Source organism: Pseudomonas fluorescens group sp. PF-69 (genome assembly GCF_054481235.1).
In genome coordinates this window covers 2,471,871-2,491,225 of the sequence record NZ_JBTMNC010000001.1, presented here as the reverse complement: position 1 = coordinate 2,491,225, position 19,355 = coordinate 2,471,871, and the positions used below count along the sequence as shown (strand labels likewise).

17 protein-coding genes are annotated in these 19,355 nt (G+C 61.9%); 8 read left to right on the top strand and 9 right to left on the bottom strand.

What is annotated here, in order from left to right:
* The first annotated feature begins 3 nt into the window (after nt 1-3).
* Nucleotides 4-858: a shikimate dehydrogenase gene (locus ACX3YF_RS11485; RefSeq protein WP_130204727.1), complete on the top strand. Its 855-nt coding sequence runs from the start codon at nt 4-6 to the stop codon at nt 856-858.
* 37 nt (nt 859-895) lie between these two features.
* On the opposite strand, the gene ACX3YF_RS11480 is transcribed toward ACX3YF_RS11485, so the two are convergent.
* Both ACX3YF_RS11480 and quiC read right to left on the bottom strand, forming a co-directional pair.
* Nucleotides 896-1,573, bottom strand: coding sequence for a TetR family transcriptional regulator (locus ACX3YF_RS11480; protein WP_130204725.1), 678 nt, complete (start codon nt 1,571-1,573; stop codon nt 896-898).
* Nucleotides 1,574-1,675: 102 nt separating this feature from the next.
* Nucleotides 1,676-3,577 (bottom strand): 3-dehydroshikimate dehydratase QuiC, encoded by a 1,902-nt coding sequence (quiC, locus tag ACX3YF_RS11475; RefSeq protein WP_047533568.1) that lies wholly within the window; start codon nt 3,575-3,577, stop codon nt 1,676-1,678.
* Nucleotides 3,578-4,094: 517 nt separating this feature from the next.
* Here quiC and ACX3YF_RS11470 point away from each other — a divergent pair.
* Both ACX3YF_RS11470 and ACX3YF_RS11465 read left to right on the top strand, forming a co-directional pair.
* Complete coding sequence (locus tag ACX3YF_RS11470) at nt 4,095-5,432, top strand: MFS transporter (RefSeq protein ID WP_130204723.1); 1,338 nt, start codon at nt 4,095-4,097, stop codon at nt 5,430-5,432.
* 98 nt (nt 5,433-5,530) lie between these two features.
* Nucleotides 5,531-7,153 (top strand): methyl-accepting chemotaxis protein, encoded by a 1,623-nt coding sequence (locus ACX3YF_RS11465; protein WP_130204721.1) that lies wholly within the window; start codon nt 5,531-5,533, stop codon nt 7,151-7,153.
* Nucleotides 7,154-7,159: 6 nt separating this feature from the next.
* Here the strand turns inward: ACX3YF_RS11465 and ACX3YF_RS11460 are convergent, their stop codons facing one another.
* The 4 genes from ACX3YF_RS11460 to ACX3YF_RS11445 form a co-directional block, all read right to left on the bottom strand.
* Nucleotides 7,160-8,041 (bottom strand): DMT family transporter, encoded by an 882-nt coding sequence (locus ACX3YF_RS11460; RefSeq protein WP_130204719.1) that lies wholly within the window; start codon nt 8,039-8,041, stop codon nt 7,160-7,162.
* A gap of 116 nt (nt 8,042-8,157) precedes the next feature.
* Nucleotides 8,158-8,973, bottom strand: a complete 816-nt coding sequence (locus ACX3YF_RS11455) for a sugar phosphate isomerase/epimerase family protein (protein WP_130204717.1) — start codon at nt 8,971-8,973, stop codon at nt 8,158-8,160.
* 2 nt (nt 8,974-8,975) lie between these two features.
* A complete protein-coding gene (locus ACX3YF_RS11450) occupies nt 8,976-10,031 on the bottom strand; it encodes a Gfo/Idh/MocA family protein (RefSeq protein WP_130204715.1) in 1,056 nt (351 codons plus the stop codon).
* Nucleotides 10,032-10,268: 237 nt separating this feature from the next.
* Complete coding sequence (locus ACX3YF_RS11445) at nt 10,269-11,045, bottom strand: IclR family transcriptional regulator (protein ID WP_130204713.1); 777 nt, start codon at nt 11,043-11,045, stop codon at nt 10,269-10,271.
* Between the two features lie 175 nt (nt 11,046-11,220).
* Here ACX3YF_RS11445 and ACX3YF_RS11440 point away from each other — a divergent pair, with 175 nt between their 5' ends.
* The 4 genes from ACX3YF_RS11440 (at nt 11,221) to ACX3YF_RS11425 (ending at nt 15,878) form a co-directional block, all read left to right on the top strand.
* Nucleotides 11,221-12,969 carry an FAD-dependent oxidoreductase gene (locus ACX3YF_RS11440; RefSeq protein WP_130204711.1) on the top strand — a complete coding sequence of 583 codons (1,749 nt, stop codon included), beginning with the start codon at nt 11,221-11,223 and terminating at the stop codon, nt 12,967-12,969.
* Entirely contained in the window at nt 12,953-13,786 is an 834-nt protein-coding gene (locus tag ACX3YF_RS11435; protein WP_130204709.1) for an aldo/keto reductase, read from the top strand. Before ACX3YF_RS11440 ends, ACX3YF_RS11435 begins: the two co-directional genes overlap by 17 nt.
* Before the next feature lie 244 nt (nt 13,787-14,030).
* A complete protein-coding gene (gene ypfJ / locus ACX3YF_RS11430; protein ID WP_130204707.1) occupies nt 14,031-14,918 on the top strand; it encodes a KPN_02809 family neutral zinc metallopeptidase in 888 nt (295 codons plus the stop codon).
* Nucleotides 14,919-15,878: an alpha/beta hydrolase gene (locus ACX3YF_RS11425; RefSeq protein WP_130204705.1), complete on the top strand. Its 960-nt coding sequence runs from the start codon at nt 14,919-14,921 to the stop codon at nt 15,876-15,878.
* 128 nt (nt 15,879-16,006) lie between these two features.
* Here ACX3YF_RS11425 and ACX3YF_RS11420 read toward each other — a convergent pair whose 3' ends face one another.
* The 3 genes from ACX3YF_RS11420 to ACX3YF_RS11410 form a co-directional block, all read right to left on the bottom strand.
* Nucleotides 16,007-16,600: an HAD family hydrolase gene (locus ACX3YF_RS11420; protein ID WP_198131626.1), complete on the bottom strand. Its 594-nt coding sequence runs from the start codon at nt 16,598-16,600 to the stop codon at nt 16,007-16,009.
* A complete protein-coding gene (gene tesB, locus ACX3YF_RS11415; protein ID WP_130204701.1) occupies nt 16,597-17,466 on the bottom strand; it encodes an acyl-CoA thioesterase II in 870 nt (289 codons plus the stop codon). The genes ACX3YF_RS11420 and tesB overlap by 4 nt, the downstream gene beginning before the upstream one ends.
* 104 nt (nt 17,467-17,570) lie before the next feature.
* Nucleotides 17,571-18,140, bottom strand: coding sequence for a GNAT family N-acetyltransferase (locus tag ACX3YF_RS11410; RefSeq protein ID WP_130204699.1), 570 nt, complete (start codon nt 18,138-18,140; stop codon nt 17,571-17,573).
* Nucleotides 18,141-18,215: 75 nt separating this feature from the next.
* Here ACX3YF_RS11410 and ACX3YF_RS11405 point away from each other — a divergent pair, with 75 nt between their 5' ends.
* Entirely contained in the window at nt 18,216-19,136 is a 921-nt protein-coding gene (locus tag ACX3YF_RS11405; RefSeq protein ID WP_130204698.1) for a histone deacetylase family protein, read from the top strand.
* The last annotated feature ends 219 nt before the right edge of the window (nt 19,137-19,355 follow it).

The window sequence follows — 19,355 nt, the reverse complement described above, 5'->3', positions numbered from 1 at the left end:
ATCGTGAATCAGAACCATACGGTATTGGCCGGACTGATCGGCGCCGGCATCCAGGCATCCCGCACCCCGGCGCTGCACGAACATGAAGGCGATGCCCAGGGTTTGCGCTACCTCTATCGCCTGATCGACCTCGATCAGCTGAAACTCGACAGCAATGCCCTGCCCGACCTGCTCAGTGCCGCCGAGCGCATGAACTTTACCGGGCTGAACATCACCTTCCCGTGCAAGCAGGCGATCATCCCGCTGCTCGACGAATTGTCGCCGGAAGCCCGCGGCATCGGCGCGGTGAACACCGTGGTGCTCAAGGATGGCAAGCGCATCGGCCACAACACCGATTGCCTGGGATTTGCCGAAGGCTTTCGCCGTGGCTTGACCGGCGTTGCCGTTGACCGCGTCGTACAGATGGGTGCCGGAGGCGCCGGTGCCGCCGTCGCCCACGCACTATTGAGCGAAGGCGTACGGCAACTGAGCATTTTCGATGTGGAAATCAGTCGCGCCCAGAGCCTGGCGGACAACCTCAATCAACATTTCGGCAGCGGCCGCGCCGTCGCGGGTCTCGATCTGGCGGGGAGCCTGGCCGAGGCCGACGGCCTGGTGAACACCACACCCATGGGCATGAAAAAACTGCCGGGCATGCCAGTGCCGGTCGAGTTGCTGCGCGCGCAGCTGTGGGTCGCGGAGATTGTTTACTTCCCGCTGGAAACCGAACTGCTGCGCAACGCCCGCGCCCTGGGCTGCCGGACCCTGGATGGCGGCAACATGGCGGTGTTTCAGGCGGTCAAGGCGTTCGAACTGTTCAGCGGTGTGGTGCCCGATGCCCAGCGAATGCTGGCGCACTTTCAAAGCATGAATGGCTGAAGGCTTTCTGTGGCGAGCGAGCTTGCTCGCCACGGTTTCAGGCCTGCAAATAGCGCAGGACAGACTCGCAAATCATCTCCCGGTGACGCTGCTTGATGCCCTCGTCCGGCAAGTCGATCTGAAAAATCTCACCAAAGGTGTGACGGTTCGACACGCGATAGAAGCAGAACGAACTGATCAGCAAATGCACATCCAGCGGAACCAGCCCCTTACGAAACAGCCCTTCCTCGGCACCACGACGCAGAATCTCGCCCAATGAGTCGAGGATGGTGTTGTTCATCGCCTTGATCGCATCGGAACGCTTCACGTACTCGGCGTTATGGATGTTTTCAATGCTGACGATGCGCACGAAATCGACGTTGCGGTCATGGTGATCGAAGGTGAATTCCACCAGCCGCCGAATCGCCTCCACCGGGGCCAGTTCGGCCAGGTGCAGACGGTTTTCGGTGCTGCGGATATCGCCGTAAAGCTTTTCCAGCACTTCGACGTAGAGCTGTTCCTTACTGCCGAAGTAGTAATAGATCATGCGCTTGGACGTGTGGATGCGCTCGGCGATCGCATCCACACGAGCCCCGGAAAGCCCCTGCTGAACGAACTCGACAATGGCTTCTTGAAGAATGTTCTCGCGGGTTTTTTCCGGGTTGTTCTTGCGACTCTTGCGCGGCTCGGCCATCGGTTCGCCGGACGCCAAGGAGAGTTCTGAAGTCATTGTCATTGCGGGCTCACGGCCATCACTGCACAAGCGGGCGATTATGGGCTGAGCCGCACACTGAGGGAAGCCGTGCGGCAATGGATTACTCCCGTCATTACGAATTTCCTACAACTTTGCCTGACGGACGGCACCGCTTCGGGATTTGGCCATCGCCGCCAGTCGCACCGCGACGTTGGCCGCGCCGTAACCGGCATAGCCGTTCTTGCGCTGGATGATCTCGAAGAAAAACCGCCCTTCGAACGGCTCGGTGTACACATGGAACAGCTCGCCACCCTGGGCATCGCGGTCGTACAGCACGTTGTAGTAGGCCAGTTCGCTGAGGAACTCGTCGTCGAAGTCGAAGCGCGCCGCCAGGTCGTCGTAGTAGTTGAGCGGGATGTCCAGCAACGGAACGCCCGCCGCTTTCGCGCGACTGACTTCGGCAAAGATATCGTCGCAATCAAACGCGATGTGATGCACACCGGAGCCGCGATAACTCGACAGCGCGTGTGAGATGGCGGTGTTGCGGTTCTCGGAAATGTTCAGCGGCAGACGAATCGAGCTGTCCCGACTGCGCAACGCGCGGCTCTTCACCAGACCATAAGGGTCAGGCAGCACCACTTCGTCGTCGGCCTCGAAATCCAGCAGGCTCTTATAGAACAACACCCAACTGTCGAGGCTGTCGGCCGGCAGGGCCATCGCCATGTGATCGATGCGTTTGAGGCCGCCGCTGGCCAGCGCGTTCGGCTGCAGGTTGAAGTCGGTACCGTAGACGTCGGCGTCCTGATCCACCAGGTAAATCAGGCTGCCATCCGGCGCGCGCACGGCGGCGAGCTCCAGTTCATTGGGGCCGACCAGCCCGCGATAGGGCTGGCCCTTGTAAGCCACGGCGCGGGCCAGTGCACTGGCGCTGTCCTTGACCCGCACGGCGGTGGCGCACAGCGATGGACCGTGGGCCTCGAAAAAACTGTGGCCGAACGAGTAAGGCTCGGAGTTGAGGATCAGGTTGATATCGCCCTGGCGCAACAGGCTGACGCTCTTGGAGCGATGCTGGCCAGCCTTGACGAAGCCCAGGCGCTCCAGCCAGTTCGAGAGCTTGGCGCCGAGGCTTTCATCCACGGCGAACTCGAGAAACTCGATGCCGTTGTACTCGCTGGCCTTGGGCGTCTCGAACAGAATGTCGAGGTTGGCCGCAGGTCGGGATTCCTGCTCCAGGCGCTGACGGGTTTTCTCTTCGAGGTACAGCAACGAACGCAAACCGTCGGCGGCATTGGCCCGTGGCGGCGCAGCACGGAAGCCGTCGTTGAAGATCTCCAGCGACAGCGGCCCGGTGTAACCGCTCTTGATGATCGGTGCGAGGAAGCCCGGCAGATCGAACTCGCCCTGGCCCGGGAAGCAGCGGAAATGCCGGCTCCACTCCAGCACATCCATGGCCAGGATGGGCGCGTCGGCCATTTGCACGAAGAAGATCTTGTCGCCCGGGATATCAGCGATGGCGCTTGGATCGCCCTTGAGCGACAGCGTATGAAAGCTGTCGAGCAACACGCCCAGGCTTGGATGATCGGCCTGACGCACGATGTTCCACACCTGTTGATAGGTGTTCACATGCCGGCCCCAGGCCAGTGCTTCGTAACCGATACGCAAGCCCCGCGCGCCGGCGCGTTCGGCCAGCAGGCGCAAGTCGTCGACCAGAATCTGCTCGTCGCCAATGGAATCGGCCGAGGCGTTGCTGCACACCAGCACCAGGTCGGTGCCCAGTTCCTGCATCAGGTCGAACTTGCGCTCGGCCCGCTCCAGATTGCGCGACAGGCGGTCACGGCGGCAGCCTTCGAAATCACGGAACGGTTGAAACAGGGTGATGGCGATCCCGAGATCGGCGCACATCTGTTTGATTTCCCGGGGACTGCCGTCGTAGTAGAGAAGGTCATTCTCGAAAATCTCGACGCCGTCAAAACCGGCGGCGGCAATGGCTTCGAGTTTTTCCGGCAGGGTACCGCTCAAGGAAACGGTGGCAATGGAACGCTGCATATCTTCGACTCCCGGTACTGGAGACCATTTTGTTAGGGGCATTCGCCAGCTGATGCGGGGACTGCGTTTAGCTTTGAGTGAATTATTGGCTGCGTGATCCCGCACAGCAATTTAAAGTGTACTACCCAGTTAGTTTTGCGTGCGATTATCGAACAAAATGGCAATTGGCGAATTGACGATTTTTCGTCCACTGCGCAACATCAACACCACATTGGGCCCGGTCACCACACATCGGTCCCAGTTAACAACGACCCAGAACACCACATAAAAATTTCAAAAAAACGGGTATACGCTCATGCGCTCCTTCACCGCTCTGCTCGCTCGAACCAACGCCATTACGCCTGGCCCGGCGTCCATCCGACCCCTGCGCACCGCTGGCACACACGTGCCGCTCGCTGAATAACCGTCAGCCGACGAAACAGCCGATCAGTCCTCACGCGCTCGCCGCCATCGATTGATCACGCGCCCTTGAAGTCCCGACGAGCTTCGCTCGTCAGTCATTGAACGGATGGCACACATGAATCCTACACAAAGCTCACGCATGGCCCCGGCCATGAGCGCTGCCACTGCTGGCATCGGCGACAAAATCCGCGGCGCCATGGCTGTCGGCAAGACCCGCTGGGGCATGCTGGCCCTGGTGTTCTTCGCGACCACCCTGAACTACATCGACCGCGCCGCCCTCGGCGTCATGCAGCCCATCCTGGCCAAGGAAATGAGCTGGACGGCGATGGACTACGCCAACATCAACTTCTGGTTCCAGGTCGGCTACGCCATCGGCTTCGTGCTGCAAGGCCGCTTGATCGATCGGGTCGGTGTGAAACGCGTATTCTTCTGCGCCGTACTGCTCTGGAGCCTCGCAACCGGCGCTCATGGCCTGGCCACATCGGCGGCTGGCTTCATGGTTTGCCGCTTCATCCTCGGCCTGACCGAAGCCGCCAACTACCCGGCCTGCGTGAAGACCACGCGCCTGTGGTTCCCGGCCGGTGAGCGTGCCGTGGCCACCGGCATTTTCAACGCCGGGACCAACGTCGGTGCGATGTTCACCCCGATGCTGCTGCCATTGATCCTGCACGCCTGGGGCTGGCAAGCCGCGTTCCTGTGCATGGCGGCACTGGGCGGCATCTGGCTGGTGTGCTGGGGCCTGAAATACTTCAACCCGGAAGATCACCCTCGCGTTAAACAGTCGGAACTGGACTACATCCAGCAGGAAGTCGAACCCGAACAAGCGCGCGTACCGTTCTCGAAAATCCTGCGCATGCGTGGCACCTGGGCCTTCGCCCTCGCCTACTCGATCACCGCGCCGGTGTTCTGGTTCTACCTGTACTGGCTGCCACCGTTCCTCAATCAGCAATACAACCTGGGCATCAACGTCACCCAGATGGGCATCCCGCTGATCATCATCTACCTGACGGCCGACTTCGGTAGCGTGGGTGGCGGGATTCTGTCCTCGTTCCTGATCGGCCGCGGTGTCAACCCGATCAAGGCGCGACTGATGTCCATGTTCCTGTTCGCCTGCTGCATCATCGGCGTGATCATGGCCGCCGGCTCCAGCAACCTGTGGGTCGCGGTGTTCGCCATCTCCCTGGCCATCGGCGCGCACCAGGCCTGGACCGCCAACATCTGGAGCCTGGTGATGGACTACACGCCCAAGCACATGATGAGTACGGTGTTCGGTTTCGGTGGCATGTGCGCCGCCATTGGCGGGATGTTCATGACCCAGTTGGTCGGCCACATCCTGACCGTCACCAACAATAACTACACCGTGCTGTTCACCCTGATTCCGGCGATGTACTTCATCGCTCTGACCTGGATGTACTTCATGGCCCCGCGCAAGATTCCGAAAGTAGAAGACTGATGCTGCCTCGGCGCAGGCCCGATTTCGGGCCTGCGCTTTTTTTGTGCCCGCATTTCATGAATCCACGATTTTTCGTTCATCGCCAAGGAGGTCTAATCATGTCGCCAGGTCGCCTGAGCATCGCCCAACGCGCGGTCATCAGCTTCGGTCTCATCGCCCTGCTGGTGCTGTTGCAGGGTTTGTTCGCCCTCAAGCAAGTCGCCGAAGTGCGTGCCACCGGCCAATACACCGAGAACATCTCCCTGCCCAGCACCCGCTACCTGGGGGAAATCCGCGACTATGCATTGAGCATTCGCGTACTCAGCCTGCGCATGGCACTCAACCGCGACCCCAAGGTGCTCGAGGCCACGGTGAGCCGCCTGCATCAGGTGCAGGGCTGGCTGGAACAGGCCCTGAACAAATTCACCCCCCTCGTAGGCGATTACAACAGAGAGCCGTACGAAAAATTCGTCGCGACCGTCACCCAATACCGTCAAGCGCTGGCGCAATACGAAACCCTGTCGCGGGAAAACCGCCAGGAAGAAATGACCGCGCTGCTCAACGGCAAGATCCAGGATTACTCGACCCTGACCGGTGACCAGTTCGCCGAGCTGGTGGCCCTCACCACCCAGCAAGTCAGCCAATCGGCGCAACAGGCCGACGCGCTCTACAACCAGGTGAAAGTCACGGTGATCGGGGCCTTGATCGCCGTCTCGCTGCTGACCGTGCTCCTCGCCTGGATGCTGATTCGCAGCATCGTGGCGCCCATCCGTCAGGCAGTAGACGTGGCCGAACAGGTCGCCGCCGGGGATCTCAGTACGCCGATCAGCAGCCACGGCACGGATGAAACCGGGCGTTTGCTGACCGCGTTGTCGATCATGCAAACCAGCCTGCGCGAGACCCTGCAACGGATCAGCGACGCCTCCACGCAACTGGCCGCTGCCGCCAACCAGATGAAACAGAGCACCCACCAGGACGCTGGCCGCCTGCAACAGCAGCACAACGAAATCGAACAAGCCGCCACGGCGGTGAACGAGATGACCGTGGCCGTGGAAGAAGTCGCACGCAATGCCGTATCGACTTCTGACAGTACGCGCCAGTCGACACAACAGGCGAGTGAGGGTCAGGCGCGGGTGATTGAAACACTCGACTCGATCCAGGCCATGAGCGCCGATGCCGGCACAGCCCTGCAACAGGTGCAAACCCTGGCCGAGCAATCCCGGGAAATCGGCAAGGTGCTGGACGTGATTCGCGCCATCGCCGAACAGACCAACCTGCTGGCGCTCAACGCGGCTATCGAGGCTGCCCGAGCCGGGGAAGCCGGGCGCGGGTTTGCGGTCGTGGCCGATGAAGTTCGCGCACTGGCCCATCGCACCCAACAATCGACACGGGAAATCGAACAGATGATCGGCCGGGTTCAGGGCGATACCGAAGGGGTGGTGCTGTCGATGCACGACAGCAGCCAGCGCGTTGCGCAAACTCTGTCGCTCGCTGAACAGGCTGGCATCGCGCTGGCGGAGATTACCCGGGCCATGGAACAGATCCATGAGCGCAACCTGGTGATTGCCAGCGCATCGGAAGAGCAAGCGGCGGTGGCCCGCGAGGTGGACAGGAATCTGCTGAACATTCGCGACCTGTCACTGCAAAGCGCCGACGCCTCGACCCGCACCAGTGCCACCAGCCAGGAGCTGTCGCAATTGGCGGCGGGCCTGCAAAACCTGGTGGTGCGCTTCAGGTTCTGAGCGGCCTCAACGGCGACTTTTTTGCTGCCAGGCCGCCGCCAGGCCACTGCAGCAAATCACCGCGATCCCGAGCACCGTGGTCAGGGTTGGCGTGTGGGAAAAGAGCAACCAGCCCAGCAGGCCGGCAAACACGATCTGGCAGTAACTGAAGGGCGCCAGCAAGGCGGGCGCGGCATGGCGGAAAGCCTGGGTCAGAAACAGATGCGCCGTCATGCCGCAGGCGCCCAGCGCCAGCATCAGCACGCCATGCGGCAGGCTCGGCACCTGCCAGAAGAACGGCACCAACGCACTCATCACCAGGGTGTTGCACAGCCCGGCGAAGAAGTTGCTGGTGGTCGGACTGTCGATTTCGCTGAGCTTGCGGGTCAGCAGTTGATAGAAGCAGAAAAACAGCGCCGAACAGAACGGCAGCAGCACCGCCGGGGTGAACAACTCGCCGCCTGGGTGAACAATGATCAGCACGCCGCTGAAACCGAAAATCACCGCCAACCACTGCCCGCGCGTCACGCGCTCCTTGAGCAACGGCACCGACAACGCCGTGACCAGCACGGGCGCCAGGAAGTTGACCGAGGTCGCTTCCGCCAGCGGGATGTACATCAATCCCGTGGTGAAAAACAGGCTGGTGCCCAGCAGGCATAACGCCCGGACGAGCTGCAGTAACGGGCGCTTGGTACGCAACACCCGCAACCCGGATTGCGGCAGGAATATTCCGGCCATCAACAAGGTGTGCACCACATAACGCGCCCACACCACCATGACAATCGGATAGAACCCCGAGAGGTATTTGGATATCGCGTCATGACTGGAAAACAGGAAGGTGGCAACGACGATCAGCAAGATGCCCTTGAAGGGCTGATTGACGCCGGAAAGCGGGGTGCTGACTGTCATTGGGTTTCCTTTTGTTTACATCAAAAATCAAAAGCTTCGCGGGCAAGCCACGCTCCCACAGGTCAGCATAAAACGTGTGGGAGCGTGGCTTGCCCGCGATAGATGCACAGCACCGCTTACAGCCGCGCCAACAATTCCCGGGTTTTATCCAACGCCATCTGCGCCCGGTCCAACCCGCTCACGCCCTGCTCCAGCAGTTGCACGGTGGGAATTTCCAGACTCAATGGAATGTTAGCCGGCAAACAGCGCAACAGCCCCGGCAGATCGCAATCGCCATCGCCGGGAAACCGCCGCTCATTACGGGCCTGACGCAAAATCTTGGCCATGTCCGCCGGACGCGGCCCCGCCACATCACATAACTGCGCATACCGAAGCCGCGAAGGGGCAACCCTGGCCAGATCTTCCAGCCGCGACCCGGAGCGATCGAAATGGAACGCGTCCACCAGCACTGCACCGCTTTCGCGCCCGGCCGCCTCGACGATGCGCACGGCTTGCTCAAGGTTGCGCGCATCGGTCCAGGGCATGAACTCCAGGTGCGGATGCAGTCCATAAGGGGCCGCCAGATCACAAAGCCGGGCGAAGTTATCGGTCATGCGTTGCTCATCCAAATCATTACCGGCCACCAGCAATTCAGTCGCACCGAATTCGGCACCGACCGCCAGCACCTTCTCGAATTCGGCGACGACGGTATCCGGCTTCAAGCGCAGAATTTCGACATCCAGTACACGTATGCCGGTATCGCGCAGACGTGCCAGGGTCTGACGGCGCAAACCCGCATCCGCCACCAGGGCAAAATGGTGCTCCTCCGGCGTCGCCGGCACCAGACGCAAGCCGACGTGGCTGTACCCGGCCCGCGCCGCGACTTCGACCATCTCGGGCGGTGACAATTCCAGCACGGTCAGACTGGCCAGGGAAAAGATTCGTTCACTCATGGTCAAGCCTCAATCAGGGAAGGTGTGCAAGCGCGACCGGTTTCGGCGGCTTCGCGGATGGCTTCGATCAGCGCCAGGGTGCGGGCGGCATCGGCGGCGCTCACCAGCGGCTCGACCTCCCGGCGCGCGACGTGCACGAAATGCTGCAACTGCAAGCGCAACGCCTCATCGGCGCTGAAGCTTTCCTGCGTCTGCACCAGGGACTGATGCCACCCGCCATCGGCTTCGGTGTAATGCCAGCGCTTGAGTTGCGGAATGCTCAGTGCCCCGCCGGTTCCGGCGAGCAAGTAACACGGCTGGTCGGCCTGACGCGGATACACCGGGTTCTCCCCGGAATCCAGCTCCCAACTCCAGGGCGCCGCCACCGCGTCGGACCCGGTCAGGCTGCCCAGGGCACCGTTGTCGAACTGCAGCAACACCGCCGCGCAATCTTCGTTGGCAAAACCGCGGATGGCGTTGCTGGTGATGGCCTGCACCTGACGCACTTCACCGCACAAGTGCCGCAGCAAATCGAGGTCGTGGATCAGGTTGGTCAACAACATCCCGGCACCCGCCTCGCGGCGCCAGGGCGTCTCGAAGTAACTGTCGGGTTTGCGCAACTGCCAGAGCGCCGTGACCGTGGTCAACCGGCCCAGGGCGCCGCTCTTGACCAGTTCATGGGCACGGACGATCAACGGGTTGTGCCGCCGATGATGGCCCACCAGCACCGGTACACCCGTAGCCTTCGAAGCCTCCACCAACCGGCGAACCTCATCCAGATGCACGCCGACCGGTTTCTCCAGCAACACCGCCACACCGACGGCGAGGCAGTCGAGGGCGGTGCTGACGTGCAGGTTATTCGGATTGGCGACGATGACCGCGTCCGGCTTCGTCTGCGCCAGCATCTGAGTGTGATCGGCGAAATACGCCACCCCCCATTCAGCGGCGAGGGTTGCCGCTTGCGGACCGGGATCGGCCACCGCGCACAGCGTCGCTTCAGTCAGGGTTTTCAGGTGCCGGTAATGCTGCTGGCCCATGATGCCAGCGCCGATCAGGGCGATTCGAAGGGGCGAATTCAAGACGCGGTCCTCTTGTGCTTATTGTTGGAAGGAAGATTTCCAATAATTTAGAACCCGGTTCCAGATTCTTACACACACAAGCACTGAAAGTGTTCGAACAACGCACGGTTTCAAGAAAGACACCAATCAAACTGTGGGAGCGAGCCTGCTCGCGATGAGGGCAGTTCATCCAATCATCGTGCTGACTGACAAACCGTAATCGCGAGCAGGCTCGCTCCCACCGGGCTTATCCAGGCCTCAGTTAAATAACTCCGACGCCAGGCTCGCCGCCGACAATTCCTCGGTAAACCTCAACAACAACGGCGCCAGTTCGTGCAGCCGCGCGCCCGGCATGCGCGCACTCGGCCCGGCAATGCTGAGTACGCCGATCACCCGGCCATCGCCGGGATGACGCACCACTGCGGCAATCGCCGAGGTGCCGACCGCCGAGCTTTCCTCGACACAGGCGTAGCCTTGCTCCCGCGCCAGGCGCAGGCGCTCGAGCAATTCAATGTTCGAACGCGGCGCATTCGGCCCCAGTTCCAGTGGTCGGTCCATGGCCTGGCGTTCCACCAGCGACAGGGCTTCGGCATCGCTCATGCACGCCAGCCACGCGTGCCCGGAGGCCGTGTAGAACAGCGGTGCATCGCGGCCCATGTCCGGGTCGTAGCGCAAGCCGGAGCGGGCCCCCTGGGACTTGGCGATCCAGGTCTGCCGCTCGCCGTCTATAACGCCCAGGCGCACCAGTTCACCGGTTTCCTGAGCCAGGCGATCGAGCACCGGCTGCACGATATCGGCGCCACTGCTCGACAGATAACGGAACCCCATCGCCACCAGTTTGGTCGACAGGTGATAGCGCAGGTTCTCCGGATTCTGTCGCACATAACCGAGGCGAATCAGCTCCGCGAGCAAGCGATGGGTGGCGCTCTTGGGGATGTCCAGCTGCTCTGCCAGGGTCTGCATCGGCAGACCACGGGGGTCGCTGGTGAGGCTTTCAAGCACACTGAAAACACGTTCGATCTGACTGCCGGCCATGGGAGCTTCCACGCAAAATTTGCTCGATTCTAGAAGACAACCGGCCGAATGCGAAATCTGGAACTCGCCGTCCGATTACCGCCCGCTTTGTGCGCCCCAGGCTTGCCCGACTCCGTCGACCTCTTATATTTTCTGGAATCAAATTCCAAAATAATAAACCGCTGGAGTGCTCACAATGCCTGCCGAACCGCCCATTCTTCCCGACATCGACTGCGATGTGCTGATCGTCGGCTCCGGTGCGGCCGGTTTGTCGGCCGCTGTCACGGCGGCATGGCATGGCCTGAAAGTCATTGTGGTGGAAAAGGATGCGGTTTTCGGTGGCGCCACCGCATGGTCCGGCGGCTGGGCCTGGGTGCCCTGCAACCCCCTGGCCCGCCGCGCCGGCATCGTCGAAGACGTGGCACTGCCGCGCACCTACTTGAAGCACGAGTTGGGCGAGCACTTCGAGCCGGCGATGATTGATGCCTTCCTCGAGGCCGGCCCACAGATGGTTGCGTTTTTCGAACAGCACACCTCGCTGCAATTCGCCGACGGCAATGCCATTGCCGACATTCACGGCGACACGCCAGGCGCAGGCACCGGCGGGCGCTCGGTGATCGCCGCCCCTTATGACGCACGAAAAGTCGGCAAGCTGCTCAAGCGGCTGCGCAAAACCATGCGTGAAACATCGTTCATGGGCATGCCGATCATGGCAGGCGCGGACCTTACGGCATTCCTCAACCTGACCCGCTCGCTGCCCGCCGCCTGGCACGTCACCCGACGCTTCACCCGCCACCTGCTCGACCTCGCCGTGCATGGCCGCGCGATGCAACTGGTCAACGGTGTGGCGCTGGTCGCACGCCTGGCAAAATCCGCCGAGGACCTCGGTGTATTGCTGTGGGAGTCGGCCCCCGTCACCGAGTTGCTGCGCGAGAACCATCAGGTCCGTGGTGCGGTGGTCAGCACCGCCAAGGGTTCCGTGCGCATCCAGGCGCGCAAGGCCGTCGTGCTCGCGGCGGGCGGTTTTGCCAATGACATCGAACGGCGCAAGGCATTGTTTCCGCGCACGCCTACCGGGCGCGAGCACCTGGCGTTGCCGCCGCTGGCAGTGTCCGGCGACGGGCTGCGACTGGGCGAAAGCGCCGGCGCTCGAGTGAATACCGATGTGGCGTCACCAGTCGCCTGGGCACCGGTCTCGCAGGTGCCCCACAGCGACGGCAGCGTTGGCCATTTCCCGCACATCATTGAACGCGGCAAGCCGGGGATCATCGGCGTGCTGAGCAATGGCCAGCGCTTCGTCAACGAAGCGAACGGTTACTACGACTACGTCAAGGCCATGGTCGCCGCTGCCCCGCCGGGCGAAGAGGTCGCTTCGTGGCTGATTTGCAGCCATGGTTTCCAGCGTCGCTACGGGCTGGGCATCTCTCGGCCGTTTCCGGTGCCGCTGTCAGCCTTTATCCGCAGCGGCTATCTGAAAACCGGTAACACCCTTGAAGCGTTGGCGTCGGCCTGCGGCATCGATCCGGACGGTCTACGCCGCACCGTGGAAGACTACAACCGCCATGCGCGCAACGGCGAAGACCCGCAGTTCGGACGCGGTTCTACCCCCTATAACCGCAAGCAGGGCGATGCGCGGCAGCAACCCAACCCCTGCGTCGCGCCGATCGAACAAGGGCCGTTCTACGCGGTGAAGGTCCAGCCCGGCTGCTTCGGCACCTTCGCCGGACTCAAGGTCAACGCAAACGCCCAGGTCCTCGACAGCACAGGTCAGGCCATCGCCGGGCTGTATGCGGCGGGCGGCGACATGGCCAGCATCATGGGCGGGCACTACCCCGCCGGCGGCATCAATCTGGGGCCGGCGCTGACCTTCGGCTACATCGCTGCGCGGCATATCGCGGGTATCACCGCTTATGAAAAGGAGATCGACCATGCAGCACATCGTTAACGCCCAAGGCTTGAACATGCCAAAACTGGGCCTCGGCACCTGGCCGATGCTGGGCGAGGAATGCACCCGCGCCGTGGAACAGGCCTTGGCACTGGGTTATCGGCACGTCGATACGGCGGCGGGCTACAACAACGAAGACGCTGTCGGTCAGGCGCTGGCGAACAGTCCGACACCCCGCGAGCAGATCCATGTCACCACCAAGGTCTGGTGGGACCAACTGCAACCCGACGCCATGCGCCACTCCATGGACCGCAGCCTCAAGGCCCTGCGCAGCGACTATGTCGACCTGTTCATGATCCATTGGCCGAGCACCGACTGGGACCTGCCGCGTACGATCGAGACCCTGGTGTCGTTCAAGGAACAGGGCCTGGCGCGCAACATCGGCGTGGCGAATTTTCCGCTGCCGCTGTTGCGCACAGTGGTCGAGGAACTGGGCGCTCCGCTGTCCGCCATTCAGGTCGAGTATCACGTACTGCTCGGCCAAAACGCCCTGCTCAACTACGCCCGTCAACACGATCTGGCGCTGACGGCCTACACGCCACTGGCTCGCAACAAGGTGTCGGACATCCCACAGATCCGGCAGATCGCCGCCAAACACGGGGTGCTGCCAACCCAGGTCGCACTCAAATGGCTGCTGGATCAGGCGAACGTCGCCGCCATTCCCAAGGCCAGTAGCGAGGCCAATCAATGCGCCAACCTGGCGGCGCTGGAGGTGCAACTGGATGACACGGACCGCGCCTTGATCGCCAGCCTTTCCAAACGCGAGCGTCAGGTCAGCCCGCCCTTTGCCCCGGTATGGGACGCGTTCGACGAATAACCCCGCCGATCTGGGCGCTTTACGCAGCGCTCGATGTTCCCCCGATAAAAAAACCGTCGCCCTGCGGAATTCGTCGGGGTGTCCGTGTTCAATACAAGCCTGAAATGTACTCGGCAATCCGTCAGGGGTTGCCGGGCCTGCGGGCGCGTGCGACAAAAACCCGGACGACTGGACTGGCGCCGCTCCCACTTGGCAGCAACACTCACCGCACGGGTCATTACCCGGAACAGAAGAGGATTCCCACATGCTATGGAAAAAAGGCCGACGCAGTGACAACGTGGTCGATGCCCGTGGCGATGATGTCGGCGGTGGCGGGATGCGCTTTGGCGGTGGCAAGGGCCTGAGCCTGACGGCGATCCTTCTGATCGTCGGCATCGGCTGGATCACCGGCCAGGACCCGCTGCAGATCCTCGGCCAACTGACCGGGCAGATGGGCCAGCAAACGGCACCGGCGACCACTCAGACGCGCAAGGCGCCACCAGCCAACGATGAAGGCGCCGAATTCGTCCGTTCGATTCTGGGTGATACCGAGGACACCTGGCAGCAGATTTTCCAGCAGGCCGGCAAGCAATACAAAGACCCGACCCTGGTGTTGTTCAGCAATCGCGTGAACTCGGCCTGTGGCCTGGCGACGTCGGCGACCGGTCCGTTCTATTGCCCGGCGGACCAGAAGGTCTATCTGGACATGGCGTTTTTCCAGGAAATGGCCCAACGCTTTTCTGCGGCGGGGGACTTTGCCCAGGCCTACGTGATCGCTCATGAAGTCGGACACCACGTGCAGACCTTGCTCGGTGTTTCCGCGAAAATTCAGGCCGCGCGCCAGCAAGGCCGGCAAATGGAAGGCAATGGTGGCTTGCTGGTGCGTCAAGAACTGCAAGCCGATTGCCTGGCCGGCGTCTGGGCCAACCACGCACAACGACGGCTGAACTGGCTGGAACCGGGCGATGTCGAAGAAGCGCTCAACGCGGCCAATGCCATCGGCGATGATCGTTTGCAGCAACAGGGTCAGGGCCGTGTGGTGCCCGACTCGTTTACCCATGGTACGTCGGCGCAACGGGTGCGCTGGTTCAAAACCGGATTCGCCCAAGGCCAGGTTGGCCAGTGCGATACCTTTGCGGCGAAAAATCTGTAAATGAAGACGTGGCTGTTGGCGTTGTTGATCACTTGCACAAGTACTTGGGCTGCCGAGCATGCCGTCAAGGAGGTCAGCCCCGGACGCCTGTTGTTGAAATCAGGCGAGATCGCGGTGGGCATCAGCCCTGGCCCGGCAAAGATCGAACGTGTATTGATCATCGTCCATGGTCGCTTGCGCAATGCACAGACCTACCTGCACAGCGGCGAACACGCGGCGGAACTGGCCGGGCAAAGTGCGACAACACTGGTCATCGCCCCACAATTTCTCAATGAAACCGACGTCGCGATGCATCCCGTCGCCGAGACGGTTCTGCGCTGGCAGGGCAATGAGTGGATGGCGGGTGGCGAATCCACCGCGCCGTTCCGTCTCAGCGCCTATGCGGCTCTGGACGAAATCATCGCCCGCCTGGGTGATCGCGAGCAGTTTCCCGAAGTGAAGCAGATCGTCATCGCCGGCCACTCCGGTGGCGCTCAAGTGGTTCAGCGATACGCCATGCTCGGACACGATCAGCCAGCCCTCGACGCCGCCGGGGTGCAGGTGCGCTATGTCATCGCCAATCCATCTTCCTATGCGTACTTCGACGAACGCCGGCCAGTGGCTTTCAGCCATGCCCGCTGCCCGGACTTCAATCGCTGGAAGTACGGGCTGACGGATCTACCCGCCTACGCCGAAGGGAAAACGCCTGCGCAACTGCAGGCAACCTACGTCAAGCGCAACATCGTTTATCTGCTGGGGCAACAGGACATCGACCCCAATCACCCGGCGCTGGACAAGGGTTGTGAAGCCCAGGCGCAAGGCCCCTATCGATTGGCTCGCGGGCGCAATTACTTTGAGTATCTGAAGCGGCTGCAACCGAAAGGGCTCAATCAGCAGCTGATCGAAGTACCCGGCGTCGGGCATGACGGGGATGGGATGTTTACTTCGCCGGAGGGGCAAAAGGCGTTGTTCGGGCTGTAGGTTTTGCGCTGGCGGAGCCGGCGCCATCGCGAGCAGGCTCGCTCCCACAGTGGTATGCGATTAATTGTGGGAGCGAGCCTGCTCCGGGCGGCGTTCCGACGATGGCGTCAGATCAGGCAACCATGCCCTCAAGCCGAGAGCATCTGCCGCAACGCCACACAATCCGGCGCATGCCAATCGGTCAATTCCGGCCACGGATTATCCGGCAGGTTCACCAGCACCGTCCGTGCCCCCGCCGCCCGCCCGCAATCCAGATCAAAGCGGTAATCACCGACCATCACCAGTTCGCTCGCCGGTACGTTCCAGGCTTGCGCCAATTTCAGCAAACCACCGGGGTGCGGTTTTGGTGGTGCTTCGTCTCGACCGAGCACGTCCTCCACCGCGAAGCAGTCAGCCAGGCCAATGGCCTCCAGCGTGACATGCGCCAATTCACGGGCATTGCGCGTGAGAATGCCCAGGCGATAACCGCGCCCGGCCAGGTCACGCACCAGCTCTACGGCACCCGGTGCCGGTTTCGACCCGAGCGCCAGGTCGCGCTCGTGCTCGAGCAGCCACGCATGCTTGGCCGCGGCTTCGTCGGCCGGTAGCGCGGCGAGGTGGGTCAGGATGTCATCTTCGGCCGGGATCGCCAGCGCCACGCGAATCGCCGCGAAATCATGCACCGCCACGGTCAGGGTGCCGTCCATGTCGAACACCCAGTGACGCACGTCGGCCAGGCTCATGACCAATCCTTGCGATGACGGATCAGGCCTTCCTGCGTGACCGAGGCCACCAGTTTCCCGGCGCGGTTGAACACGCTGCCACGGGAGAAACCGCGGGAGTTGCCGGCCCAGGGACTGTCCATCGCGTACAACAACCAGTCATCGGCACGCAGATCGGCGTGGAACCACAGCGCATGATCGAGGCTGGCGACCTGCATGTCCTTGTGCCAGACCGATTTGCCATGGGGCTGCATCGAGGTGGTCAGCAGACCGAAATCCGAGGCGTAGGCCAGCAAGTACTTGTGCAGCGCCGGGGAGTCGGCCAAGGCACCGTCGGCGCGAAACCAGACGTACTTGATCGGGTCGGACGGCAGCGGGTTGTAGGGATCCTTTTCGGTGATCGGCCGGAACTCGATCGGCTTGGGGCACAGCAGTTTTTCGCGCATTTTCTCAGGGATCAGGTGCGCGCGCTGCTGGGTCAGCTCCAGTTCCGATGGCAGGTTTTCCGGACCGACCACTTGCGGCATTTCGCTTTGGTGCTGGAAACCTTCTTCGTCGTACTGGAACGAGGCGCTGCAGGTGAAGATCGGATGGCCCTTCTGGATCGCCGTCACCCGGCGCGTGCTGAAACTGCCACCGTCGCGCACCCGGTCAACCTGATAGACCACCGGCAACCCGGCGTCGCCCGGACGCAGGAAGTAGCCATGCATCGAATGCACGTGGCGCGCCTCTTCGACGGTCTGGCTGGCCGCCGACAGCGACTGGCCGAGTACCTGGCCGCCGAACAACTGGCGAAAACCCAGGTCCTGGCTACGGCCACGGAACAGGTTTTCCTCAATCGGCTCCAGGGTCAGCAGGTCGACCAGATCATCCAACACTTGGCTCATTCAGACTCTCCTCACACAACGCAATGCCGCGCAGTCTTGGCTGCGACGGTCGATTCAGTTTCTGGCCAGGGCCGATGGGGGCCATTGTAAACATCCGCAGCGGCTTATCCATGCAAGGTTTGCAGCCATTGTTCACGGCTGATGCGATACAGCACGTGATGGCGCAAGGGATGATCGACGGCAAGGTTGGGGTGTTCAAAGTCATCGGCGCAGTCATGGTGCATGCCGATGGCCTGCATGACTTTCTGCGACGGCAGGTTGCTGTCAGCCGTAAAGGAGACGATTTCGTTCAGCGCCAAACGGTCAAACCCGCAGCGCAGAGCGGTCCACGCCGCCTCGCTGGCATAACCCAGCCCCCAATGCTCCCGCGCCAGGCGCCAGCCGATTTCGATGGCGGGGGTGAACGGCGCGTCGAAACCCACCACCCCGAGCCCGGTAAATCCGATGAACTGCCCCGTGTCCTTGCGCTCCAGCGCCCACAGACCGAAACCATGCTCAGCGAAATGACCACGGATTCGCCCGATCAATGAAGCACTTTCCAGTCGGCTCAAGGGTGCCGGGAAATAACGCATGACCTGTGGATCGGCACACATCGCCGCAAACTCCGGCAAATCCTCATCCTGCCACTGCCGCAACAGCAGCCGCGCGCTCGCGAGTTCCAGTATCGGCTCCATCGTGCTCCCCCCATTTTCATGCCGCGAGTCTACAACGCTGGTAGGATCCTTCACTCATTCCTGTACGAAAGCATCATGCCGCTGCCGCTGATTTATCACGAAGACTACAGTCCCGAATTCCCGGCGGATCACCGCTTCCCCATGGACAAGTTCCGCCTGCTGCGCGATCACCTGGTGGACAGCGGCCTGACCCGCGACGCCGACCTGCTGCGTCCGCAACTCTGCCCGCCGGAGATTCTCGCCCTCGCCCATGACCCTTCGTATATCGAACGCTACATGGGTGGCGAGTTGTCCCGCGAGGATCAACGTCGCCTCGGCCTGCCCTGGAGCGAAGCCCTGGCCCGGCGCACAGTGCGGGCAGTCGGCGGCTCGTTGCTGGCGGCCGAGCAGGCGCTCGAGCATGGCCTGGCCTGTCACCTGGCCGGTGGCACTCACCACGCTCACTACGACCACCCGGCCGGCTTCTGCATTTTCAATGACCTGGCGGTGATCAGCCATTTCATGCTGGAAAGTGGCCGGGTCAACCGGGTACTGATCTTCGATTGCGATGTGCACCAGGGCGACGGGACTGCACGCATCCTGCACGACACTCCGGAGGCCATTACCGTTTCCCTGCATTGCGAGAAGAATTTTCCTGCACGCAAGGCCGAAAGCGACTGGGACATTCCATTGCCCAATGGCATGGGCGATGCCGATTACCTGAAGGTGGTGGATGACGCGCTCAACTATTTGTTGCCGCTCTATCAGCCGGATCTGGTGCTGTATGACGCCGGCGTCGATGTGCACAAGGACGATGCCCTCGGCTATCTGAAACTGACCGACGAAGGCGTCGCCGCCCGCGATGAAGCCGTGATGCGTCATTGCCTGGGCCGCGACATCCCGGTGGTCGGGGTGATTGGCGGCGGTTACAGCAAGGACCGCAAAGCCCTGGCCCGCCGCCACGGCATTCTCCACCACAGCGCGCAGCGGGTCTGGCAGTCATCAGGTTGTCACTGAGTTGTGGACGCTTTACCCACAATGCCTGTGGAGCTGCCTGTAGATAACCTGAGTGAAAGCGACCGCAGCCCATGCGGACTGTGGGCTACAGATAGCTGATCATTTTTTAACCACCCTAAAAAACACCGATAACCCCTGTAGGAGCGAGCCTGCTCGCGAGAAACATAACGTCACCGCTGGGCATCTGGTTGCACGCGTTATCGTTCAAGACCTTCGCGA